The 21,436-nt window shown below is 60.9% G+C and carries 23 protein-coding genes and 1 pseudogene; 8 read left to right on the forward strand and 16 right to left on the reverse strand.

What is annotated here, in order from left to right; all coding sequences use genetic code 11:
* Positions 1-27 precede the first annotated feature (27 nt).
* The gene (locus PWP93_RS15035; protein WP_421028981.1) at positions 28-903 is read left to right on the forward strand and encodes a hypothetical protein; all 876 of its coding nucleotides are present in this window, start codon (positions 28-30) and stop codon (positions 901-903) included.
* Positions 904-1,202: 299 nt separating this feature from the next.
* Here PWP93_RS15035 and PWP93_RS15040 read toward each other — a convergent pair whose 3' ends face one another.
* The 7 genes from PWP93_RS15040 to PWP93_RS15070 all read right to left on the reverse strand — a co-directional run bounded on the left by PWP93_RS15040 (position 1,203) and on the right by PWP93_RS15070 (position 6,060).
* Positions 1,203-1,583, reverse strand: coding sequence for a hypothetical protein (locus tag PWP93_RS15040; protein ID WP_421045101.1), 381 nt, complete (start codon positions 1,581-1,583; stop codon positions 1,203-1,205).
* Positions 1,584-1,632: 49 nt separating this feature from the next.
* Positions 1,633-2,019, reverse strand: a complete 387-nt coding sequence (locus tag PWP93_RS15045; protein WP_421023123.1) for a hypothetical protein — start codon at positions 2,017-2,019, stop codon at positions 1,633-1,635.
* Positions 2,020-2,047: 28 nt separating this feature from the next.
* On the reverse strand, positions 2,048-3,769 hold the full coding sequence (gene tnpC, locus PWP93_RS15050) for an IS66 family transposase (protein WP_421023124.1): 1,722 nt from the start codon (positions 3,767-3,769) through the stop codon (positions 2,048-2,050).
* 51 nt (positions 3,770-3,820) lie between these two features.
* On the reverse strand, positions 3,821-4,171 hold the full coding sequence (gene tnpB / locus PWP93_RS15055; protein WP_421023125.1) for an IS66 family insertion sequence element accessory protein TnpB: 351 nt from the start codon (positions 4,169-4,171) through the stop codon (positions 3,821-3,823).
* On the reverse strand, positions 4,168-4,602 hold the full coding sequence (tnpA, locus tag PWP93_RS15060; protein WP_421023126.1) for an IS66 family insertion sequence element accessory protein TnpA: 435 nt from the start codon (positions 4,600-4,602) through the stop codon (positions 4,168-4,170). Before tnpA ends, tnpB begins: the two co-directional genes overlap by 4 nt.
* Before the next feature lie 826 nt (positions 4,603-5,428).
* Positions 5,429-5,650, reverse strand: a complete 222-nt coding sequence (locus PWP93_RS15065) for a hypothetical protein (protein ID WP_421028979.1) — start codon at positions 5,648-5,650, stop codon at positions 5,429-5,431.
* Positions 5,651-5,865: 215 nt separating this feature from the next.
* Complete coding sequence (locus PWP93_RS15070) at positions 5,866-6,060, reverse strand: hypothetical protein (protein ID WP_421028978.1); 195 nt, start codon at positions 6,058-6,060, stop codon at positions 5,866-5,868.
* Positions 6,061-6,635: 575 nt separating this feature from the next.
* Here PWP93_RS15070 and PWP93_RS15075 point away from each other — a divergent pair.
* Both PWP93_RS15075 and PWP93_RS15080 read left to right on the forward strand, forming a co-directional pair.
* Positions 6,636-7,022, forward strand: a complete 387-nt coding sequence (locus PWP93_RS15075; protein ID WP_421028977.1) for a hypothetical protein — start codon at positions 6,636-6,638, stop codon at positions 7,020-7,022.
* A 200-nt stretch (positions 7,023-7,222) separates the two neighbouring features.
* Positions 7,223-8,596 (forward strand): hypothetical protein, encoded by a 1,374-nt coding sequence (locus PWP93_RS15080; RefSeq protein WP_421028976.1) that lies wholly within the window; start codon positions 7,223-7,225, stop codon positions 8,594-8,596.
* A 252-nt stretch (positions 8,597-8,848) separates the two neighbouring features.
* Here the strand turns inward: PWP93_RS15080 and PWP93_RS15085 are convergent, their stop codons facing one another.
* Positions 8,849-9,184 (reverse strand): hypothetical protein, encoded by a 336-nt coding sequence (locus tag PWP93_RS15085; RefSeq protein WP_421045102.1) that lies wholly within the window; start codon positions 9,182-9,184, stop codon positions 8,849-8,851.
* Positions 9,185-9,859: 675 nt separating this feature from the next.
* Between PWP93_RS15085 and PWP93_RS15090 the strand changes: the two genes are divergently transcribed.
* Together PWP93_RS15090 and PWP93_RS15095 are read left to right on the forward strand one after the other, a co-directional pair.
* Complete coding sequence (locus PWP93_RS15090) at positions 9,860-10,336, forward strand: hypothetical protein (RefSeq protein WP_421028974.1); 477 nt, start codon at positions 9,860-9,862, stop codon at positions 10,334-10,336.
* 349 nt (positions 10,337-10,685) lie between these two features.
* Positions 10,686-10,877 (forward strand): hypothetical protein, encoded by a 192-nt coding sequence (locus PWP93_RS15095; protein ID WP_213309070.1) that lies wholly within the window; start codon positions 10,686-10,688, stop codon positions 10,875-10,877.
* Positions 10,878-10,939: 62 nt separating this feature from the next.
* Here the strand turns inward: PWP93_RS15095 and PWP93_RS15100 are convergent, their stop codons facing one another.
* Positions 10,940-11,179, reverse strand: coding sequence for a hypothetical protein (locus tag PWP93_RS15100; RefSeq protein ID WP_421045103.1), 240 nt, complete (start codon positions 11,177-11,179; stop codon positions 10,940-10,942).
* 274 nt (positions 11,180-11,453) lie between these two features.
* Positions 11,454-12,056 (reverse strand): H-NS histone family protein, encoded by a 603-nt coding sequence (locus tag PWP93_RS15105; protein WP_421045104.1) that lies wholly within the window; start codon positions 12,054-12,056, stop codon positions 11,454-11,456.
* 532 nt (positions 12,057-12,588) lie between these two features.
* Here PWP93_RS15105 and PWP93_RS15110 point away from each other — a divergent pair.
* Positions 12,589-12,930: an H-NS family nucleoid-associated regulatory protein gene (locus PWP93_RS15110; protein ID WP_421028970.1), complete on the forward strand. Its 342-nt coding sequence runs from the start codon at positions 12,589-12,591 to the stop codon at positions 12,928-12,930.
* 199 nt (positions 12,931-13,129) lie between these two features.
* Complete coding sequence (locus tag PWP93_RS15115; RefSeq protein WP_421028969.1) at positions 13,130-13,432, forward strand: hypothetical protein; 303 nt, start codon at positions 13,130-13,132, stop codon at positions 13,430-13,432.
* A gap of 93 nt (positions 13,433-13,525) precedes the next feature.
* Here the strand turns inward: PWP93_RS15115 and PWP93_RS15120 are convergent, their stop codons facing one another.
* Together PWP93_RS15120 and PWP93_RS15125 are read right to left on the reverse strand one after the other, a co-directional pair.
* Entirely contained in the window at positions 13,526-14,701 is a 1,176-nt protein-coding gene (locus PWP93_RS15120) for a hypothetical protein (protein ID WP_421028968.1), read from the reverse strand.
* 119 nt (positions 14,702-14,820) lie between these two features.
* Entirely contained in the window at positions 14,821-15,558 is a 738-nt protein-coding gene (locus tag PWP93_RS15125; RefSeq protein ID WP_421028967.1) for a DUF2321 domain-containing protein, read from the reverse strand.
* A gap of 483 nt (positions 15,559-16,041) precedes the next feature.
* Between PWP93_RS15125 and PWP93_RS15130 the strand changes: the two genes are divergently transcribed.
* Positions 16,042-16,359, forward strand: a complete 318-nt coding sequence (locus tag PWP93_RS15130) for a hypothetical protein (protein ID WP_421028966.1) — start codon at positions 16,042-16,044, stop codon at positions 16,357-16,359.
* On the opposite strand, the pseudogene PWP93_RS15135 reads toward PWP93_RS15130, so the two are convergent.
* The 4 genes and pseudogenes from PWP93_RS15135 to PWP93_RS15150 all read right to left on the reverse strand — a co-directional run.
* Positions 16,352-16,510 (reverse strand): annotated as a pseudogene (locus tag PWP93_RS15135) (phospholipase D family protein); the annotation flags it as partial. The gene PWP93_RS15130 and the pseudogene PWP93_RS15135 sit on opposite strands and share 8 nt — an antisense overlap.
* A 399-nt stretch (positions 16,511-16,909) precedes the next feature.
* Positions 16,910-19,231 (reverse strand): SMC family ATPase, encoded by a 2,322-nt coding sequence (locus PWP93_RS15140; protein WP_421028965.1) that lies wholly within the window; start codon positions 19,229-19,231, stop codon positions 16,910-16,912.
* On the reverse strand, positions 19,219-19,767 hold the full coding sequence (locus PWP93_RS15145; protein WP_342964300.1) for a hypothetical protein: 549 nt from the start codon (positions 19,765-19,767) through the stop codon (positions 19,219-19,221). Before PWP93_RS15145 ends, PWP93_RS15140 begins: the two co-directional genes overlap by 13 nt.
* Before the next feature lie 236 nt (positions 19,768-20,003).
* Positions 20,004-21,368, reverse strand: coding sequence for a metallophosphoesterase family protein (locus PWP93_RS15150; RefSeq protein ID WP_421028964.1), 1,365 nt, complete (start codon positions 21,366-21,368; stop codon positions 20,004-20,006).
* Positions 21,369-21,436 lie beyond the last annotated feature (68 nt).

Genomic DNA, 21,436 nt, shown 5'->3' on the forward strand with positions numbered 1-21,436 from the left:
ACGGTCACGGAGTACGGTCCAGTTCAAATGGAGAATGGCAATCTTGTAACTAGTTTGGTGAAGTACCTGCACCAGCTGCCTGTCGCATTCACGGTACTTTGCCAGTCTCACATCACTAATCGTCCGTTTCGTCTTGCTATGAACCAAAACGCAGAACCGCTTTGCCTAGACTATTTTTCCACCGGCGTACCTAGCGGGCTATCTTTCGAGATGGCGCTCGATGAGCTCGCCAAAGCATGCGATCGTTCAGCGAGAGGTCTAAGTCGTGTGAACGAGATCTGTTTTATCGGATTGGTTTCATATTTTGAAGCGTTTTGCAAGGACCACTTTGCATCGATCATCAATATAGAGCCGACGCTCCTGAAAGGTCTTCGGAAAAGTGGGCACGACACATCGATCGATCCAGAGAGACTACTTAATTTTCGTGATGATTGGATTGTCAAACTAGGATTTTTGGTCTCTGAGAAGTACGACTTTGGCACAGCACAAAAGATCAATGCGCTGTTCATGGCGCTGCTTAAAATCAGCCCATTTTCGAAAGACGAAGCAAAAGAATATGAAGAAATTTTGAGAGACAGAAATTTGCTGGTTCATCACGGCGGCACAATCACTCTAGCTTATGCCAATCAAACCAGTGCACTCGAAAACAAATCGTATACGCCATACTATGATTCGCTAGTGGTGACAGCAGACTATTTCGATCAACGACTCAAGTTCATCCGCGACATTGCAGCGAAATTGCGCAGAGCAACACATTCTGCGCTCAATTCATATATCCACCAGTCGGGTGAGCAATATAGCGAGGAGCGCAAAAAAGCGCTAGACGCATTCCTCTGGCGGTATGAGGACGAGCCGGATCCTGATGAGCCCATTATTGATGGCGCCGACGCGCACCAACTCTAGGATCATTGGGCGCTTGCAAGGGGTGTTGCTTTTGTCGTTAATGCGCAGGATTCGCCTGTTCGCGATACGAATCTTGACAGTACCCCCAGACTGTCAGCATTCCCGCCGACTCATCGCGGCCGCCATATCGCCGTTGGTCTAATCGCGGTAGGGATACCCATTACTGTGCACCCTCCGCACCGATCGCGGCGTGCGATTCGTTCTCAGCGGGAGCGGCGGCACAGCAATGCGGCGGCTGCCCGACCCGGTGTGCGAGCTGCGCGAGCGGCGCGGACTGACGGTCTGGCTCGTCTTTAAAGTTAGATACCCAACAACCTAATCCGACGGTCATAGTTCATCCGGGTGAGTACCTTTTTCATTGCCTTCACCTCTCTCTCGTCGATCTTTCGAATATCCAGCTCATAATTCCGAAGACTGGTTGTCAAACGCACTACGGCCGATTTTCTGTCAAGGTGCAGTGCTTCCAGCAATTCCTCATCGTCTTCCACGTACCGTTCAAACGAAACGCTCACTCCTCGCTCCCAATCGCCCAGCAGGTGTTCGTATTTCGGCGTGCGCAGAAGGGTGAGGCTTTCGATCTGTATCCGCCCGAGAATACCCGTGGTAGAGAGTGCGGCCGATTTCGTGGAAACTCCAGTACCGTCGCGCAGAGTGTTTAGCGGCGGCGCCGATTCGTGCATACACGTCAACATCGCACACTGTTAGGAGAACAGTGCGCGCGAAGACGGATTACCGCCGCGGCGCTTCCCGGGCGTCGCAGAAAAAGCTCAGGGTGTCGTCATCCTTGATCTTGACATGCCATTCTCCAACACAGTATTTGGCGTCGGAGAACTTCTCCTGCCATCGGTGTGAGAGCTTGCCGATCCAGGCACGCGCTTGCGATGGCATCTGCGGCGAGGCCGCGATCTGCTGCAGCATCTGCAGATGACCAGGATCTCCCCAGCGAGGGGTGGCTGCAACATGCGCGTTCCAGACAAGCACCACCAATTTGTATATCTCGCGCACCACGGCGATCGGCGTGTCTTCTGTAATGGCCTCGGACAGAAGCGGTTCACCGAAGTCCAGAATCGTCTCGGAGATCTTGCGCTCGGCCTTGCCCGCGTTTGTCTTGTTCATCGTTTCGTTCCGTTGATGCGCGCGCAGTTCAGTGGCGGGTCGCCGGGCACGCAACCGGCAAGGACGATGTCGAGGCCACGCTCGATGTTGATCCGGCCGCTCCAGAGGGCTTCCAGTTGTACGGGGCCAATTCCTCGATCCGGTTAACCGGGTGGTCGTTAATCCGCCCGAGCACGTCGACCAAATAGTCGTACGGGTTCACATCGTTCGCCCGGCAGGTCGCCAGCACGCTGTAGAACACCGCTGCGGCCTTGCCCCCGGACTCGGAGCCGAAAAAGAGATGGTTCTTTCGAGAAATTGCGACCCTGCGGATGGCGCGCTCGATGAGGTTCGAGTCCATCGCCAGGTTGCCATCGTCGACGTAGCGCGTGAGCGCTTCCCAGTTCGACAGCGTATAGGCGATTGCCCGGCCCAGAGCCGATTTGGGCAAGACTTCGCCCGCCCGGGCCTGCAGCCAAAGCTGGTAATCGCGCAAGAGCGGAACCGATTCCTCCAGCCGCACCCGTCTTCGCTCTGACGGATCGGCATCGCGCAGCTTGCGCTCGATGTCGTAGAGCTTGCGGATCCACGCCAGCGCCTGCGCGGCCACGCTCTCGCGGGCTGTCTGGGGCGACTCCTTGCGAAGCTGCCGGTAAATCTTGTAGTACATCCTGCGTGCATGCGCATGACAGGCTACGTGCTGGATCTTGCCACCGCGGAACAGTGCCGCCCAGCCCGAGTAATCGTCGGCCTGCAGGTAGCCCTGGTAGTTTCGCAGCAGCGCCATGGGATGACAGCCAGCGCGGCTCGCCGTGTAGTCGTAGTACACCACCCTGGGAACCGGCACCCACTGGGCATCGCGCAACACCGCTCCCGCACTCGCATAGCCCCACAGCCGCACCGTGCGGGTGCGCTCCAGTTGTTTGCACAACTGTGGAAAGGGTGTGTCGTCGCCGAAAATCACCCGCGCGCTGAGCAATTGCCGCCTGAACGCCTCGTACAGGCACAGCATCAGCTTCGAGAGCCGGATCGTCCAGTCGCTCATCGTGTTGCGCGAAATCCGCAACCCGTGCATCGCGAACTCTTCCTCCAGCCGGTAAAACGGCATGCCCGAGTCGAAGTGCGCCACGATGATGCGCGCAAGCAGCTCCGGGCTTGCATTGCTCTTCATCAGCGGCGACGCCTGGAACGTCACGCCGCGCACCGTCGAGACCCCGTCCTTGACCAGCGCATAGCGCAGGCACGCATGCTCGACGACCGAAATCCGGGCCGGGGTGTACTTGAGCGTGCGCGTGAGCGTCTCGCCGATCACCGTCGCCTGGTCGTACTGCGCCAGTTCCTGTTCCGGCATCGCATGCACGACGCGCTCGCGCGGAAGATCGTCTGGCAGCGCCGGACGGCCCTTGCTGCGGCGCTTGCGCCGGTGCCCCTCCACGGGAATCGACAGATCCGGCTCCTGTGGCGGCAGTGGCGCTTCGTGCTCCTGATCGAAGATATCCAGTTGCCACTCGCTCATGCGCTCGCGGCTCGCCCCGAACATCTCCTGCCGCGCGTTGGCCAGTTTGGCCCGCAGCTCGAGCAGCACCTGCTGCGTCTTCGCCAGCAACTCGCTTTGCCCCTCGACTCGTTCGCGCAGCCGTTCGATCTCGCGCTGCTGCTGCTCGATCGTCGCATCGCGCACGGCAATCTCGCCGAGCAACTCCGGCAGGTTCCATGCCCCCAATGCCATCGGCAAGGGTTGTTTCGCGGCAGGGACGTTGAGCGGTTGCATAGGTCAGCATTATCGCCGCGATTGACCCGCTCATGAGCATATCTTCACGATTCATGCGACCACCGTTGCGTTCACCGCATGCACGCGCCGGCGCACACCGACATCGATTCCTTCAAGCCATGTCGTCAGTTCTGCAAGCGAGATTCCGCGCCGCGCGATCGCTGCGGGATCAGCGAGCGATCCGCTCTCGAAACGCTTGTACATCAGCCAAAAACCTGTGCGGTCGTAAACCAATACCTTGATCTTGTCCCTGCGCCGACCATAGAAGACGAACACGTGTCCACTGAGTGCGTCCTGATCGAACATCGGGCGCACCAGCATCGAAAGTGAATCGATTGACTTGCGCATGTCGATCGGCTCGGCCGCGATGTAAACCTTGACTGCCGTCGAGAGCATCATCATCGCGTTCCCCCGCCAATACGATCGATCATCGCCTGAAGCAAAGGCTCGATCGAATACACCGGAAGTCGCAGCCGAATCCCGTTGCCCAGAATCAACTCCGGTACGTCGCATGCGCTGCCGTTGGCGGTGGCGTTAACGCCGCCATCGACGATCCCAACGCGCACAAAACCTGTCATGGCCTGCGCTATCGCGCCCGTCGCACTTGCGGCGTGCGTGTCGCCGCTTCGCTCAGCTTCGCGCGCACGCACCAGATACCTCGACATCGAGGAACGGGAAATCCCGCTGCGTTTGCAATACGCCAGGATCGACAAGCCGCTCGCCCGATACTCGTCCACGAGCTCCTGCCATGGACGTGTACTCCGATTGGGCCGTTCTCTGCGGGGCAGTGCGTGCGCCGCTGCATCCCCAGACAACCTCTCCGTTTCCTGCATGAATGTTCTCCCGTCGTTGCAATGGGAGAATCGTCCGCCTTCCGCGCCACACACTCAATAATGGGGATTCTCGGGCGGATACTTCGATCTCGGTTGGATCCGCTGGGTCGATGACCGCAAAGGATACGATCAAGTCATCCCCGTTCTCGGTCGAGATAAACGCGACGGTTTCCATCATCTCCGGTCCATGATTTCGGCAGTCACAACGCACAGTCTTCGCGCCGCGTCGCCGCCTTAGCGACGAGAAGGAGGTCAAGTCCGAGTCTGACTCAAGCGATCCGGCTTCCTTCAGTTCTGACATCCGCAGCAAGGCTGCCTGTCGCTAGCAGAAACACTACAACATCGTGACGGCAATCGATTTTGCAGAGCACTGGGATGGCTTATCAGTGCCCAGAGAAGAAATGGTATCGTCCGCCGGTTTTGACGCCCGGCCCGCGCCCCGTCACGATGGCGCAGACTGAGAAGACACCCGCAGCGACCACCACGTGGCAATTGAAATGGCCTATGGCTGGATTCCCTCGCAAACAATCTTTGACGCTGGCCGTGAATTTCGTAGTCCTTAATCGAGCGAGCTACGATCTTTTTCGAGGCCGGCCCGCAGACGTGCAAGGGGATGGGTATTTCCGACGGCAGGCGGCGTCTGTCAGCGGGCATCGAGGATATCGGCGACCTGATCGCCGACTTCTCGCAGGCGCGGCAGTTGGCGGCTTGGCATTCGCATTTTTGAGATTGCGAACGAGACTGGCGCGCTGGCCTCGCTTGTCCTGCTCCCGGCAGCGCCGTCGCCGACACACGTAACGGCCAGTGCGTGTGCGGGACGTGTCGCTCAGAGGTCACCCTCGTCGATCTCGACAACGAATGGTGTGGCCAAGTCGACCGGACCCGAAGGTTGGTAGTGAACGCCACGCTCCTGCACGATTTCGCGGATGCGCGACGCAATCCTCGCCTGCGCCGGCGGGTTGCTCCTTTCATGGCGATCGATGGCTGCCGGATCGATGACGATGACAAAGGGCGTGTTGCGTCCCGGTGCGTCATCCGGCCCGACCACCTACCATTCGACAACGACATGGTTCGGTATGCTCCCTTCAAGGAATTCAACGTCAGACGGGAATTCCTCCTGGAGCACGAGCCTGATCCATTCGGACTCGTGGGACATGGTGATCTCCGCGATCGGATTCCGGAAATCCTAGGGGCCACGACAAGCATCTGGACGGACGTTCGAACCCGCATCGTTGCCGCGAGCGGCTCACACGGTCCGACGTCTCAGTGAGTTCGCGCGAGCGTACGAAGGAGGATGTGCCCGTTCTCCGTCATGCGAGGCCGCACGACACCGCCCGCAAGCTGCTCCATCGCAACCAGTTGACGTTCGAGCAGTGCGTCAAGTTCGTCGCGGTCGGCAATCTGGTCGGCGGAGTCCTTGACCAGCATCAATGTCGCAAATTCGTGGGGACTGAGCATACCTGCCTCCTGGAAGAATGAGTAGGTGCTGCATCGGATTGCATCGGCCACCGGGCTGCAAGCGGTGCCCGCCCGGCCATGTGCCTGCTTTCTGCAGCGCATTACCGGTCGCGTGTCTGGCTGCGGTATGCAGCGAGGGAGTCCATGGTAAAAGGCTGTTCGGGAGCACGGCAATTCGGGGTGTCCCGCATATTGGGAGATTTTGGCCGTCGGGCACTGCGAGGGACGCGGCAGTGACGAAACGCGTCATAGAAGCGAGCCGGTGAGCCAGGGGCTCTTTCCAGCCATCTACGGCCGAACCGCTCCGGCAATTGGCGACACAAAAATGCGCGTCGAGGCCAACCATCGTACGCGCGAACAGCTACTTGCAGGCATGCGTGCCCCGAGTTAGATCTCCCACCCTTCACTTGCATTGTCAGGCTCAGCCTGGGGGACGCAGCGCAAGCTCAGCGGCAAGAAAGAGGCGCTGTTGATCGCCACCGCCTGCGACAGAGGTACTAGACTGGAAGTCCGCCGGCGCCACGCGCCCGGCGACCCGGCACTGAACTGCGCTAACGCATCAACGGAACGAAACGATGAACAAAGCAAGCACGGGCAAGGACGAACGCAAGATCTCCGAGACGATTCTGGACTTCGGTGAGCCGCTTCTGTCCGAGGCCATTACGGAAGATACGCCGATTGCTGTGGTGCGCGAGATATACAAGCTGGTGGTACTTGTCTGGAACGCGCACGTCGCAGCCACCGCCCGCTGGGGAGACCCCGGTTATCTGCAGATGCTGCAGCAGATGGCCGCCTCGCCGCAGATGCCATCGCAAGCGCGTGTCTGGATCGGCAAGCTCTCGCACCAATGGCGGGAGAAGTTCTCCGACGCCAAATACTGCGTTGGAGAATGGCACGTCAAGATCAAGGATGACGATACCCTGAGCCTTTTCTGCGACGCCCGGGAAGCGCCGCGACGTTAGTCCGTCTTCGCGCGCACTGTTCTCTCCACAGTGGCGACGTCGCCGCCTGCCACGCTCCCCGACGGTACTGTAGTTTGCCCAGTGGTTCGGCAATTGGCTCAGTTTGACATTGGCGGCAACACTGACGCATCAAATGCCAACATCGCCAGATCTATAATGAAAAAATTCAGGATATCAACGATCGCATGGAGCCGTACTTTATGAGTCAAGCCCGCGGGCGATATGCGGGATCCCGCGACAGCGGCCAACGCCAGGCTCGCCAGGAAAAGAAGTCTCAGCCCAACCGGCCGAGACAACCGTATGTGAAGGCGCCTGCCCAGGACTCCGCCCAGACCGCCTCCATTTTCAAGACACGGTCGTTCCAGTTTCTGGTCGATACGGTAGGCGCAGAGAATATCGCCATCGCGCTTGAATCCAGCATGACGCGCGTGGCCGAACTGCTGAAGGGCGAAAGATTCACACCTGAGACCGCCTTTCATATGGAAACCACACTTGGTTTGCCGCAGGGCTTCTTTGACCAGCCCAATCCCGGGCTCGCGACGGAGACCATCGCCCGTCTGAAGTCACCACTCGACTTTATTCAAACCGACGACGGAACAGACGCGGAGTCCGAAGCACTCAAGCCGGCTTCTGTCCTGACCGTCGACCCGCAACCCTCTCTTGAAGACCGTTTGTCCGAGGAAGCGCAAATGCTAAGGAAAGCAACCAGCGGTACGCCCAGGGCCGTGAAGACCAGTCCGGGCGGAGCGGCTGGACAACCCGAAGCCCGTACGCCGCGAAAGGCTTCGCGTTCGAAACACGGCACGTCGCCTGAAACGGCCCAGCAGCAGTCACTGGCACTCAACGATGGCGCCGACGTAGAAAACATCCGGCGCGCGAACCTCCACGTTCTCACGAGTCGCACCGGCTCGAAAGCAAGACTGGGTGTGGTTATGGAGTTGAGTGGCTCCAACATGGCCCACCGGCTACATGGCAAGAAGCGCCTGGACACTGTCGAAGCCAACCGGTTCACGGAACGGCTTGGCTTGCCCGCTGGCTGGCTGGACACCCCGCGCTCCGAAGCCGAGATTCCAGCGTCGGTGTCGCAGATGCTTGCGCCTGCTTCGCGCGCACGCGTGTCCGGTCAACCACACGAACCGGTTGCGGCCGCAACAAATAACGACGTGCCAGTGAAGGCCGCCGGTACGAAGACGCGTGCGCGGCGCACGCGCGCGAGCGATCCAGAAAGCTCAACTGCTTCGGCGGATGTCGCCGCAGAAAAAGAGACGAACGTTGTCGGCCCGCAAGATCATGCGAACGTTTTTCCCGGCGACGTGACCGGTCACCGGCCTGAAGAAGGTCGTGACGGGGCCCCGGCAGCGACACCGGCAACCCCAGAGTCGTTCGCGGCGTCCGCCGTACCGCAGCGAAATCCGGCAGCGCTTGCGCTCGCTTCCGTGACGAGCCTGGACAATCTTCACGGTATTGAGCCGATAGCGGAAGCCTTGATCAAGACGCTGGCAGGCAAGGCACGCACGGGTCGCCTGGACGAACTGAAAGCGCTGGAACTGCTGCAGCAGGCGATCCTGCTATAAGCCGGTAGTAGCGCGCCGGCCCCCCTCGCGCCATGACGCACAAAGCGCATCGCGGTGACCGGGTCCCGGTACGCAAAAAAAAATGCGCCATGTCAGGTCGACTTGCCACCGACCTGCATCGCCGGGCTGACCGGAGAGGTCAATCATCTGACGCTGCCGGGGACGGCGGAGACTGAATTTTTCTCGCGGGTTTTCCTGGGCATACTGAACAGCGTGTGCCAGGCTATCCGCGGCGCGGAGTTCGCCTGCCGTTCAATGGAGTCTGGACATGTGACGGCGGCGGGCAGTTGCCAAAAGCGGATTCTCGTCGGCTTCGGCGTCGCGCATTGCCGCACCGTCATCCGCAATCACAACGTGGACGTCCTGCGCGAAGGCATCTTCGAAGCAGCTGCGCGCGCGTGCAACGCATTCATCTTCCGGCGCATCGCCCGCACTCGCGGCCGCCTGCGCAGCTTTAGCGGCCAGGCCAAATGCGGCGACGATCTCTTCCCACGTCAGTCCGGTCGTCATCGCTTCCTGCACGAGCTTGCCCGCGACAGCACCAATCTTCGCTCTTGGTTCATCGGTCATCTGCTTTTGCTCCCACAATCCTTGTACCGCGCACCTGTGGTATCACGCTTCCTGTTTCCGCGGGTCAGGCCGATGCGTCACAGGCGGCTACAGCTACCAGGACGGCTATTCTAGCGCCTGCTCATCGCTCACTACTCACCGGGTCCGTTGCTCCAATGTCCGCTGAACAGCGGAATCGTTCCCGCGTAGCATTCCTGGAAGGACATCGCGGGCAATGCGGCCCGCGACGCCATTTGACGGGCCGAAGCGCGTTTCAAGGTGAACCAGCCCATCTTTCCCGCGTGTCTTCCAGGTCCTCGACCGAGCCGGTATTGCGCCTCCCATCGTGAACGCCAGTTCGCGGACAGACTCCGGCTCCGCCTGCGCAATCAGCGCGAGGAAGGCACACCTGTTTTATTCCTGACCCGGGCAGCAATGCCCCTCTGCCTGCTCCGACTTTCCAGCAGTTCGTGGGGAGTGTCGCCAACGCAGGAAAGCGGAGGGCGCCGTCAGGCGTTTGCTGGAGTTGCGGCGCGCGGACAGTTAGTCGCGTTTATAGGCGGTTTCGCAACAAGGCAGCATCGAGGCATCGAAAGGCGACCACACAGAAAACGCGACGACCCGCGATACAGGGACAAAGTTTGACGGGTGCTCTTGCGCTGCGGTGAAGCGTCCCAATATGCGAACCCGAAATCCATTCGCCAGCTGTCGAACATGTCAAACAAGAACTACCGTTCCCCGCGTCGTCCGTCTGCCAGTGCGCGTGCAAAATCGCTCTTTCTGCCCATGCCCCGCAAGGAATCCTCGGATCTTGCGCTGCGTGCACGGATTGCGCTCGAGCGTCTGCGCAATGGAGAAGCGGACCGCTCGCTGGTCAATCTCCTGTCGCAGATCATCATCATCACGAGCTTCATCACCCGGGCCGGACACGGGCAGCTCGATATCGCGGACATCGAACGCGTTGAACGTGGCCTCGGAGAGGTACTCAATCAGGCAGACCACACTGGCGTCTGGAATGTGCCTGAATCGTTGACTGACGGTCTCACCGCCGTTGTCAATGAATACGACCGCGCGCTCAGCGTGACCCGAATGGAGATCGTAGTGAGGGCGAGTGATTACCTCGGAAAGCTGGTGGGTAGGGTCGCGCATGACACCCGCACCAACGACAGTCATCTCCAGGTTGCACAATAACGTCGTCAATGCGCCCCGTCGCGCATTCGCACATCAGTCTGCTCATGCGCATTAAAGGCTGTCGGTGAACAAGGACGGGCGGACGTGAGAGAGGCTCACGCGAACGTCATACGGTTATTCTGGCACCTGATGGTAACCGGCTCCCATGGACGGGCACCAAAACGCCGGGCTTGCATCACAGGGAAAGCGAGTCGCCGGCGGTACAGCCTGCGATGGTCGGCAAAAGCGCGCAAGCGCTCACAACAGAACAACGACAGGTGTATCGCGCGCTACACTGAGTCCATAACCCTGCATAGCCCTGTGCACATTGCATGCGCTCCCGGCAACCACATCTCCGAAAGATAAAAGCATGGACATCCGCGTTGCGTACGAACATAGTCTCGCCACGGCGCCGGAGGACTTCATCGTTCAGGTGCCTTCGCAGCTCGTGACCGATATCCCCGCGAACGTGCCGCGCGCGCTGCTGCCGGAGTTCATCGCGAACCTGATCGTCGAACGCTCACCGGCAATCGGAAAGATTCGCAATCTCAGAATTCTCTAGCGGGCTATTTTCAGCGGTGATGCCTGGGTGTCGACAGGCGTTGTGCCCAGCCTCCTGAAAACTCAGAAGAGGCTCTGTTGCCGGATATCGCGCGCGGGAGGCAATGACGGTTTCTGGCGTCGCGCGCCCGTGCGCCGGCGAACAACACGGCGTACATGGGCGATCAGCTCGAAGCTTCCGTTCGCAAAACTGAGCGTGAGCCTGAATTGCGTCAGCCCATCCGGTCCGATACCGGGCTGCGCCCGCAGCGATGCACGCATGTCGAGCCGACGGCAACGGTCCACGAGCTGCGCGCGGCTCATCCCCGGCCATGCGAGCGAGATCAGCCGACCAACCGCCGGAGGAACCGACTCGGGTGGACAGTCAACTGGCAACGCGAGAGATACGAGCGCGAAACGATAAGCCATTCGGTTGACGGCGCGCGGCGCTGTGTCCGCACTTCCTCACGCAGAAAAATGGCGCCGCTCTCAGCAAGGCGACGCGCGAAGGGACCTGAGTAATCAGTCGTAGCGGGCCGCGAATGCGGCGTGGCCAGCATGTCACTCCGCCAGCGACGACTGGATTGCCCGTTAGCCGTTACGCTGCTGCGACTTCAGGCGTGGCAGCAGCCTCAACTGCGGCCGGTGCCTTTCTGGCTGCGACCTTGCGCGGCGCCGAAGCCTTTTTCGCGGGTGCTGCGACCTTGCGCCCACGCACACCCTTTGCCGGAGCCGCTGCTGCACGGCCAGCCTTTTTAGTGGCGACTGCCGTCTTCGCCGCCTTTTTAGCCACGACACGCTTTGCGCCAGCCTTCTTCGCAGGCGCTGCCTTTGCGTCGGCAGTCCTGGCCGTTGCCGCAGCTTCAATCAGGAATTTCGAACGATCCTTGACGTCGCGAATCCAGAGCGGCGCCAGACCACGGCCCGACCACGTCGCACCCGTTTTCGGATCCGCGTATTTCGGCGCAACGTGATGTACGGCCGCACCTGGGGCTTTTGCTGCCGCCTTTGCCAGCGTCGTCCCAGGTTTGCGACCGCGTCGTTTTGCAACAAATCCTTCGATATCAGCGACAGTCAGTCCGTGCTTTTGCATCAGGTCACGGATTTTCGTCAGGCCCACCGACGACTGCTTTTCAGCAATCGTGGCCGCCTGTTTTTGCAGCTTTGCAATTTTCAAGTTGATTGCGTCCAAAGTAGCCATATTCCAATCCTCCCTGTGAGTTTTTCGACCAGGCGATCCTGAAACTTACCTGGCTTGTTTGCCAGGCACTTCGAAGTTTGGTCTGCCCGGCAGAGCTGACGCCATCGTCAATGGCGGTGATTATGACTTTATCAGTACGCTCGTGCAAACTGAATGCCCAGCGCCCCAGCAGTTCCAGTGTTACTGGACATTAAAACCTGAGTTTGATTCTCCATTTCCCGGACACGTACCCCGCGTTTCGTCGCTCGCGTGACCGATACTCTATTCCGTACACGAACTCATGAGTGAAACACAAGATTACAAACTGTGCGGGAGCTAACCAGGCAGCACCTTCCGGTTGATTTATACTGTCTGAAAAGAAAGCGACCGCCAGTCGCTGCGTTTTCGTGTGCTGTTCCCAACAGAGCGCCGTTCGAGAATACCCTACCCACTTCGCTACCGCAGCATGGCCTGCTGGAGTCGGGTGTTATCCTGGCGGCACGCGGTTTGCAATTACCGGCCCAACAACAGCTTGTTGTGCGGAGAATACCGAATGGATGAAAGAAAGCGCGATAGCATCGTGGCCTATCTGCGCAGACGGATGGCCGAATTTGGAATCAGACCGGAAGACATCGCGACTTCACTTGCGGCAGATCAGGCGCGTTTGCGGGCGGTGCGTTTTCGCGACGCTTCCGGTAATACATGGGATGGCAAGGGCGCTGCGCCGCAATGGATTGTTCAGGCAACCAGCGCCGGGCAGTCTCTTGAGCATTTCGCCATTGATGGAACGCCGAACCGGCACGCAGACAAGGGCACTGGCGCCGACTGGCGCAATGACCCGTTTGCTGGCACCAGACTGGCCACAATCAGGACAGAGGGCATTCCCGCCGCCTGAGGTGATGATCAAGGGTCAGCCAGGATCTGAAGCCAGACCGCCTCTTCCTTGCGCCAGGATCGTGGACGTGCGCGAGTTGCGCCTCGATGCCGATCAGGAATAGTGCTTCCACCATGGGTCAAAAAGCCACGTAGTACGCGACGCGCGCGAGCTGGCCAATGACTGGAAATACACCGACTGGAGCGCGCCTGACGAGCCAATGCGACGGGATCATGGCGAGGGGCAAGACTTCTGGCGCCCCGTCCTTCGCTGGATCTGCCGCACCTGTTTCAGACACGTCCGACTCTGGAGCGCAGCCGGTATCGTCAATCAGTTGCAGCGCGCGATCTGCACCGGCAGGCTCGCGTATGAGCGCGCACGGCGCCGCGACGAAATGATCGTGATATCCGGCTCGTTGATGCTGCTGGCAACCGTGGTGGTTGCAAGGCATGCGCAGAGGATGCGGGCGCCCCTTGACCGCCGGTGGAGCAATGGTGAAGGGATCGGCTACGACGGGTTGTGACGGCGCACTTCGCGTACCTAAATTCTCCGGCGACAGTCCCATGTCGCCGTCAGCCCCGTCAAGACGACTCCGGGCTTGCCGCTAAAAGCGGCTTCAGGAGCCCGGCGTCGCCATGTCGCCTGTCGTTCCGGACGCATCGGTTTTCATCCCGCTCTTCCGCTTGAACCAGTCTCCGAATGACGAGTCATCTAACGCGTATTCCCCGCGGGCCGAACGCCAGACCAGGTCTTTCTTGCGGAGTGCGTCGAGCGCCTTCTGGATGTGAGTCGCGGCGAGAGTCGAGCCCACAATCCGCGAGCAGGCGGTGATGGTCACTTCAGAGAAGGGTTCGAATTGTGGTCCGCCTTCGACAAGCAGGCTGAGCACCGCCTGCTGCGGCCTGCTCAGGTTGTCGTACGCCCTCGAATACTCGTCCCAGATTTCATCCTGCCGTGCGATCGCCCCTCGCGCCAGCCGCTCTCCAAGACTGTGTGCGGCGCCTTCATCCAGGGCGATTTCCGAAATGATTTTCTTCAGGACCTCGGGGCGATGGCCCACCAGCTTGAACGCGTCAAATACGGCATCCGGTTCAAACCGGTTGTCTTCTGCCAGGTGCTGATTGATTCGCCCGGTGTACCAGTCAACGTAGTCGCGACCAAGAAACGGGAAAGGTTGAACAGAACTTCCATAGAACGGCTGCTTCTTCGTGAGCACGAGGTGCAGGAGTTTGTCGCGATGTGAACCCGTGCATACGATGAAAAGTCGCCGGGCACCGTGCGCATCGACGCCGACAGTGTCGCGCGCCGACTTGAGCGAGAACATCAGGTCATCGGCAGAATTGAGTACCTCCTGCGCTTCATCGACGACGAGCATCACCGGCTTGCCGGCTACTTCGGACAGTGTTCTAAGGGCGACCGCGAGTGTCTTGCCGTCGGGTGCGCCGACGTTTCCAAGCCCGAAATCCTCAAGGGTTACGGCCGCGGCACTCATGCCGGACTTCAGGGCAAGTTCGTCGGCAACCCGGCTTTGCTCGATGCGCAGCGCGTTGACCACGGCCGTCGCGACGAGTCGCGTCGGCGGGGTCTGCTGCGACTCCCACAAGTCCACATACACCGGCAGCCATTGCCTCTCGACGGCCTCTGGCATCAGGTCGCGCCGGAGAAAGGTCGTCTTGCCGGTGCGCCGCGGTGCGGCCAGGAACAGGCCCGAACTCGCATCCACAAGTCCGTCGCCCGTCAGTGCGTCGCAGTAGTCTGCGGCCAGCTTCTGTCTGGTGAAATACTGCGACATGGCAATTACCCGAGATTATCCATTGTAGGATAAATTATACCAGTAAAAGATAATTTAGTATAACCCAGAGGACACGCGATCCGACCGGCCTCCCAGCCACAGTCGGCGAGGGATTCTGGCTAGATTCCGCGCGGCGCAATGACGACTCTCAGCGTCTCAAACCGTGTCGCGGTTTTCTCGAGATCCCGTACGAGACCGGCAGGATTCTTGACCCGAAGCTGCGGATCATAGACGAAGCAAACAAGGTGTCGGGCTTCGGGATGTTCTGAATATCGCCTGATGTCAACGAGCAACTCGTCCGCGAGTTTCTTGTCCGTCAGGTTTTCACGCGTCATTTTCGTTTCGACCGCGATGCCCGGGCCGACCAGGACGAAGTCGATGCGACTGTTCTGTGCCGCGACGGACGGAGAAAACTCCTCATCACGGACATCGTCGAAGTCCGCAGCGAGCACGGCCGCAAGGAGGTCCTGGACATCGTACTCGTCGTCAACGGCGATCGTCCGGCGGTTTGCATGACGCCGCGCCAGTCGCCTCGCGACAAGGTGGAAGCGCTGGCAGATCTGCTCAATGCGGGCGACGGCGTTGCTGGCGTTACCCGAACTGGATACGTGTTCAGCCCACGGATAGGCTGCGCCACATTGAGGACAGCGGTTGGGCAACGACCAGTTTGCGACGATGACGCCCGGTGCCCTGGGTTTGCCAGGAATGCGTGCGTTGCAGTGAAGGCAATGACCCAGCAGGGGCTCCCCGCAGATGAGGCATCGTCCGTCCGGGGGAGTTCCGTTGGGGTCGAACTGGTCCGTCCGGACATGGCCGTTACGGCACACATATGTCTGAGTTTCCTGCACCACGGTCATCCGCTGTCGTTACCAGAATCTGGTGATTTTAAAGGACCGTTAATTGCTCTGGCGGGTCATTCACCCCGCGGCCAAACCGTTTCAGAACACGATCAAGCTACCGTCGCTTTCTGGCTCGTGAACGGACGCCATGCGTGGCGACGCACGGATCTGGATGAGCCCCGACGATGTCCCGGGAAGCGCAATTACCGTTAATTATCTGAATGACGATAATTTATACCAAATTCGATAAACAAGGATAGTTCAACAGTTGCCCGCGACCAGCTCACCTGATTGGGGCGCCTCTCCTTAGGCACAAACTTCGCTGCCCGCCCCTTTCCGAGGCGGAATTGTCTCCGCACTGCGCAGACAATTCATCCCGTCCCCGACGCACTCAGCATCGAAATATCTGGGGGAGTGGGTCGTACGTCGACGCCCCGGTGACTTTTCTGGAGAGACCGGTTACGATAACTGTATATTTATACAGTATGTATTGGGGGCACCATGGCGCTGCCGCTACTGAACGTCGAGGCGATACACCCGGATTTGTGGCGAGCCTCACAACTGGCTTCGGCGCACGGCCGCACGGTGACGAGCGGACACGAGGCGCTCGACGCGGAGTTGCCGGGCCACGGCTGGCCGACGGGGGCCCTGACCGAGGTGATCATCCCGCAACCGGGCTGCGGCGAACTGCGTCTGCTTAAAGCTGCACTTGAAGCCGTCGCAACCCGGCCCGTCTTTGTGCTGCAGCCTCCGCATCGGCTGCAGCCGGCAGCGTTCACCTGGTGGGGTGTGGGCGCAGAAAACATCCGCGTGCGATGAGCGAGGCCACAACGGTGCGCGACGTAAACGAGTACGCCATCACGCGAATGCTCTTTCGCGCCTCACCGATCGTATGCAGCACCAGCTGCTCCGCACCGCCATCGGGAGAAAACGCGGATTCGACGGTCGCAGCATGCGCCGGTACGACCATGAGAACGGCGGCCGAAACGAGTGCTGCTGCCGCGGCTGCGATGACAATTTGTTTGTTCATAACGGGGTTCCTATACGGCCAAAGCCCCTCTCCTGTCGGAGCGGGGCCGTTGGCGAAGAGATGAAAAGTGCGTTCAGCAGGACTTGGGATGCTTCGCCGGAAACACCAGCACGCGCCCGTCCTCACAGATGCGGAAGTCGCCCTGTTCGCCCCGGGGGGGCGTGCACGACGATCGTTGGACGGGTAGCCTGCGGCCGTACCGTTGCCGGTGTGCATGCGCCGAGGGACGAGGTGCCCGCTGCCGCGATGAGCAGCATTAAAAAGTTCATCATGGAAGGTTAGAGAGAGAAAAATGAGGAGCCCCCTGCGGGGAAGCTCCCCGCAAGGGTTAAAAGAAAGTCACACCGCCAGGGCTTCGACGTCGATGACGGCATCGGCCTCGAGTACGAGATCGGGCGTCTGCGAGATAAAGAATTCGCGCGCATAGCCTCCCTGACGGAGAACCTCGCGCTTCATCTTCATGAACTGGACTTTCCGCTCAGGATCGAGCGGGCCGTCCGATTCGTCGCTGAACAACGTCTCGTAGGGCTCACCGGCATTGCGTGCGAGATACAGGGCGATGCCGCGTGTCAGGCACTCATTGATCCAGACCTTCTGCCCACCCGACATCACCGACACTGCCTTGGTGCTGTCGTTGTCGGCGTCATGGACAAGGATCTCGAAGCCTTCACGCAGGTCACCGCTCGCAAGCTCGCGCTGCGTACGGATTTCGACGGTGAAGCGCGGTCCGTAGCACGCCAGCAGCAGGTCATTGACCGTCTGCGTGAGTGCGGGGCCCGCATCGTCGATCGTCAGCGCCACGAGGCCATCGTTGCCAAGACCTCGCGTGAGCAGCTTCCAGTGCGCGATCTCATCCGAGAGACGTTCGGCCTGTGCCCGTGTCGCATCGAAGCCCGCCAGTTCCGTCCTCATCGCGTCGCGCTGTGTTTCGCGCGTCGCGTGCTGACGGATCAGGGCTTCAACGCGTGCATCGAGCGCGGTGGTGGCCTCCCGGTTCGCCAGCAGCTGCCTGTCGAGTTCCGCGATTGCAGCCGTGACGTCCTGCGCCGCGAGGCGTGAGGTTTCGCTGTCGATGTCGCGTAGCTGACCCTGCAGGCGCGTCGTCTCCGCCTCCCGGCGTTGAGCGACCTGCGCCGACTGCGCACCCATTTCGGCAAGCTCTGCCTTCACCTGTGCCAGCGCCGTTGCCGCGGCTTCGAGAAGCGGCTTGCGGGCCGCAAGCTCGGTGGTCGACTGCAACGTCCGGCGAGCGGTGGCCAGCGCATCGGTTGCCGAACGAAGCTCGTCACGTTTGTGCGTGAGCTGCGCAACGATGGGGGCAAGCCCCTCGGCAAACGCCTTCTTCGCGCGGTACTGCTCGCGAAGATCGTTCACGGCGATACGCTGCTCTCCAGCCTGCTGCGACGCAGAGCGGGCCTGGGAAAGCAGGGGGCACGTCGAATGCATGGCGTGACCCGCGCATGGCACCTGGCCGACAACCGCGGCCTGCTGCTCAAGCGTCTGAAGCAACTCGGCCTTGGTCCGGCCTCGCGACTGGAGGCTGGTCAGGGCCGCGTTTGCTTCGGTCAGGGCCATGTGCTTCGGCTCAATCGCCGCGACTTCGGTCTGAAGCGCCTGAATGCGCGCCTCTTCCCTCCCGATCGCGAGCCTCGCCTGATCACACTGCGCCTGGGCGCCTTCGATCTGCACACGCTGGGCCAGCGTTGCCTCGTGTGAAACACAGGTTCTCAACAGAGCCGTGTTGCGCTCGTTAAGACGACGGGTCAACTCACCCGCATCCGCGACGACGGCATCGAGTGACGTCTGCACCTCAGCCCGCATTTTCGCCAGCTCACGCAGGCGGGCCTCCGCCGTTGCCGACTCGGCCTGCTTCGCTGCGAGCGTCGCGCGCTGCTGCCCAAGCGTCTGCGCAGTGGCCAGAAGGCCCTCGCGCTCGCGCCGTGCTGCGGCGATCGACTCCGCGTCGGACAGAATGGCCTGCTCAGTCATCGCGAGGGCATCGCGTTTTTGGGCAAGCGCGGCGAGCTCGCGCTGGATGCCGTCCAGTTTCGCGGACAGCACCTTCGCCACTTCCCCAGCCTTCGCCGAGAGCGTACGCAGATGGTCGATATGCAGCAGTTCGGCCAACAACGACTTGATCTCGCCCGTGTTGTACGAGGCAAGCGGCCGCCGGTTCTGCGCCGAGAAAACGCTCGTAAAAAACGATTCGAGCGAGCCGCACACCGATTCGACACAGCGGTCATACGTCTCCGCCTTGCCGTCCGATTTCGTGCCGTCAGGCGCCGAAAACGGCTGCCAGAGGCCGGCCCTGTCGCGCCACGCGAGGAAATACTCCGCCTTGCCTGTCTTGCCCGGCTTGCGAAACGCGAAGGTCGAGCGGTAGCGCACGTTGGCGTGCTCCCACTCCAGGATCTTCTGCGCCTGGGCGCCACACAGATGGTCCCAGTACGAGAAGGCATCCACTGAGAGCTTCGCCGCGCGCGAGGGCATGATGCGGTACGGATGCAGGTTGTCCATCAGCGTGGACTTGCCTGCGCCGTTCGGCCCGGTGAGCGCGATGAGTCCACTGGGCAGCGATTCGAGATCGAGCGTGACGCTTTCGCGTTTCATCCCGTCGCGAACGCCCATGAAGCCCTCGAGAGTCAGGATCAGCGGTCGCATGGCAGTCCCTCCACCAGCGGTACCTCGTGCAGATAGTCGGATGGCAGCCAGGGCACGTCATCGTCATCCGGCAGCGAGGCGGCAATCACCGGATCGGGGACCGCTGCTTTCACCGGGACAGGGGCTGGAGGCTCAATCGTGCCGTCAATTGCGCGTTCGAGTGCCGTGCACGCGGCACGAAACCGCGTGCCTGCCATCGTCAGCAACTGCTCCCAGCTATCACACGCCGTGAGCGCCTTCAGTTCGCGGGGTGACCACTGGCTCGCATAGCCATTACTGTGCGACCAGAGCAGGTTCGTCATTTCGACGTCAGGCGCCACGACGAACTCAATCTCCGTAGCGTCGACGTCCTGAACCATCACGACGAAGCCGTGGCGGACTGCAATGACGGCGCCGCGTGCGGGACCATAGGGTTGATGGAACAGACCGGCCGTGAATCCAGCATGCTTCACGAGAAGCTGCTGGATCTCGCGGGCGGGCGTCGCGGTAGTGAAATGACGGACCCATTCGGGACCGGCGGGGTAAAGACCAAACATGGGCACACTCCAGGGTGATGGACGGAGTGCGCCCCTGCTGGGGATCGCTCCCCGTCAGGGTCAACAAGAAAATGGATGCAGCGGGTGCTGCGCTCGATGCGCCATGGGCGCGGGTGAACCTTGTTCCGGCAGTGCGCTCATCGGGAACGCACTGTCGGGACACGGCAGTGTCCACGCGCGGGCGAGCCGTACTGGCCCCGCCCGCGTTTGTGGCGGCATCAATCAAGCCGCGAAAATCACGCAGCAAAGAGATCGCCGTCAAGCCAGGCCGAGCCGTCCCCGTGCGCATGAGTTGCCTGCACAACGGGTGTGGCGTCGGCCGCCTCGACAGCCTGCGCCTGATTCACGACAAGCGAGAGCGGCGCAACGGACGGCGTCTGATCGAGGCGAGCGAGTACCGCTTCGGCGATCGCACCGGCGTCGCCCGTGTCGAGCAACTGCAGGCGCTCGAGCACAGGTGACGGATTCACGTTCGCCAGCTCGCACCAGCGATCGAGCTTCGCGTCGACGGACGTCTCCAGGCTGATGCCCTGTGCGCGACTGCGCACGACCGGGAGAATCCGGGGCTCGACCTTCAGGCCCCGCGAGTTTGCGAACATCGCCTCGATGGCGGCACGGTCGACCGACTGCCGGTGCTCCTCATCGATCTGCCAGCGAACGCGCACGAACGCATCGGACGTTCCGGCGGCCAGCTGCGCGAGCTGCTCCATGTCGGGCGGACCGTCGAAGTCGATGCAGAGCATGCGACGCGACGGCGTGGGCACCAGATCAGCCGAAGCCGAATCGGCATCCACTTCCCATAGCAGGTAACCCTTCTCGCCCTGCTCGCCGTAGTGAAAGCGGCCGATGGAACCCGGGTAGGCGATGCGGCGGCCGCCCTGCTCCCATGACTGCGACTTGTGGATATGCCCGAGCATGAAGGCCGAGCACTGCGCGTCGAACAGCGCCGAGAGCGAGAACTCATGATCGAATCCCGCCATCGTGACGCCATGCTCCGTTTCGCAGCCGACGACTGTGCCGTGTGAAATGCCCACGGTCGCGATGCCTGCCTCGCGAAATCGCGCGTTGGTACGCCCCGACGCCGCCAGATACGTCGCCAGCACATCGCCAAGATCCGTCGCCGCGGCGAGTGCGCCAACACTCGTTGCAAACTGCCCCTTGTTGACGGTTGGCAGGCAGGTAAACACGGCTTCCGGTTGCATCGCGATCAGCGAGGCCAGTTCGTCCTCGTTGAAGAGCGGCCCGGTCGATGCATGAAAGCGTCCACCGACCAGTGCGACCTGCTGGATGCGACTGGCGACGAAGACCTCATACGTCGATCCCATGAGCCCGAAGATATCGAGCGTCCCGGGCGGCTCATGCGAGAACGTGCCCTGCAGCATGATCACCGGCATGGCGGCCGCCAGACGATGGATCTGCCGTGCAAGCGCGGAAAGCGCAGGCGAGTGGGCATCGAGCCGGTGATCGGTCGAGTCACCTGAAACCACGGCGACGCGTGCGCCGCGCGTGATCGCGTCGTGCACGGCGAAGCCGAAGCAACGGTCCGCCTCGTCCAGACGTTCCGGCGAGTAATGCAGGTCAGAAAACTGTGCGATCTTCAAGATGCACCTCCGTAAACGAAAAATGGCCACCCGTGGGCAGCCTCAATGAACGATGCCGCGTGGAGCGG

This window comes from Paraburkholderia sp. A1RI-2L (assembly GCF_048957375.1).
Classification (GTDB): domain Bacteria; phylum Pseudomonadota; class Gammaproteobacteria; order Burkholderiales; family Burkholderiaceae; genus Paraburkholderia.

What these genes read in the sequence shown, in the direction of transcription:
- PWP93_RS15035 (WP_421028981.1), top strand. Translation starts at nt 28, where the DNA reads ATGGAGAATGGCAATCTTGTAACTAGTTTGGTGAAGTACCTGCACCAG.
- PWP93_RS15040 (WP_421045101.1), bottom strand. Translation starts at nt 1,583, where the DNA reads ATGCACGAATCGGCGCCGCCGCTAAACACTCTGCGCGACGGTACTGGA.
- PWP93_RS15045 (WP_421023123.1), bottom strand. Translation starts at nt 2,019, where the DNA reads ATGAACAAGACAAACGCGGGCAAGGCCGAGCGCAAGATCTCCGAGACG.
- tnpC (WP_421023124.1), bottom strand. Translation starts at nt 3,769, where the DNA reads ATGCAACCGCTCAACGTCCCTGCCGCGAAACAACCCTTGCCGATGGCA.
- tnpB (WP_421023125.1), bottom strand. Translation starts at nt 4,171, where the DNA reads ATGATGATGCTCTCGACGGCAGTCAAGGTTTACATCGCGGCCGAGCCG.
- tnpA (WP_421023126.1), bottom strand. Translation starts at nt 4,602, where the DNA reads ATGCAGGAAACGGAGAGGTTGTCTGGGGATGCAGCGGCGCACGCACTG.
- PWP93_RS15070 (WP_421028978.1), bottom strand. Translation starts at nt 6,060, where the DNA reads ATGCTCAGTCCCCACGAATTTGCGACATTGATGCTGGTCAAGGACTCC.
- PWP93_RS15075 (WP_421028977.1), top strand. Translation starts at nt 6,636, where the DNA reads ATGAACAAAGCAAGCACGGGCAAGGACGAACGCAAGATCTCCGAGACG.
- PWP93_RS15080 (WP_421028976.1), top strand. Translation starts at nt 7,223, where the DNA reads ATGAGTCAAGCCCGCGGGCGATATGCGGGATCCCGCGACAGCGGCCAA.
- PWP93_RS15090 (WP_421028974.1), top strand. Translation starts at nt 9,860, where the DNA reads ATGTCAAACAAGAACTACCGTTCCCCGCGTCGTCCGTCTGCCAGTGCG.
- PWP93_RS15095 (WP_213309070.1), top strand. Translation starts at nt 10,686, where the DNA reads ATGGACATCCGCGTTGCGTACGAACATAGTCTCGCCACGGCGCCGGAG.
- PWP93_RS15100 (WP_421045103.1), bottom strand. Translation starts at nt 11,179, where the DNA reads ATGAGCCGCGCGCAGCTCGTGGACCGTTGCCGTCGGCTCGACATGCGT.
- PWP93_RS15105 (WP_421045104.1), bottom strand. Translation starts at nt 12,056, where the DNA reads ATGGCTACTTTGGACGCAATCAACTTGAAAATTGCAAAGCTGCAAAAA.
- PWP93_RS15110 (WP_421028970.1), top strand. Translation starts at nt 12,589, where the DNA reads ATGGATGAAAGAAAGCGCGATAGCATCGTGGCCTATCTGCGCAGACGG.
- PWP93_RS15115 (WP_421028969.1), top strand. Translation starts at nt 13,130, where the DNA reads ATGCGACGGGATCATGGCGAGGGGCAAGACTTCTGGCGCCCCGTCCTT.
- PWP93_RS15120 (WP_421028968.1), bottom strand. Translation starts at nt 14,701, where the DNA reads ATGTCGCAGTATTTCACCAGACAGAAGCTGGCCGCAGACTACTGCGAC.
- PWP93_RS15125 (WP_421028967.1), bottom strand. Translation starts at nt 15,558, where the DNA reads ATGACCGTGGTGCAGGAAACTCAGACATATGTGTGCCGTAACGGCCAT.
- PWP93_RS15130 (WP_421028966.1), top strand. Translation starts at nt 16,042, where the DNA reads ATGGCGCTGCCGCTACTGAACGTCGAGGCGATACACCCGGATTTGTGG.
- PWP93_RS15140 (WP_421028965.1), bottom strand. Translation starts at nt 19,231, where the DNA reads ATGCGACCGCTGATCCTGACTCTCGAGGGCTTCATGGGCGTTCGCGAC.
- PWP93_RS15145 (WP_342964300.1), bottom strand. Translation starts at nt 19,767, where the DNA reads ATGTTTGGTCTTTACCCCGCCGGTCCCGAATGGGTCCGTCATTTCACT.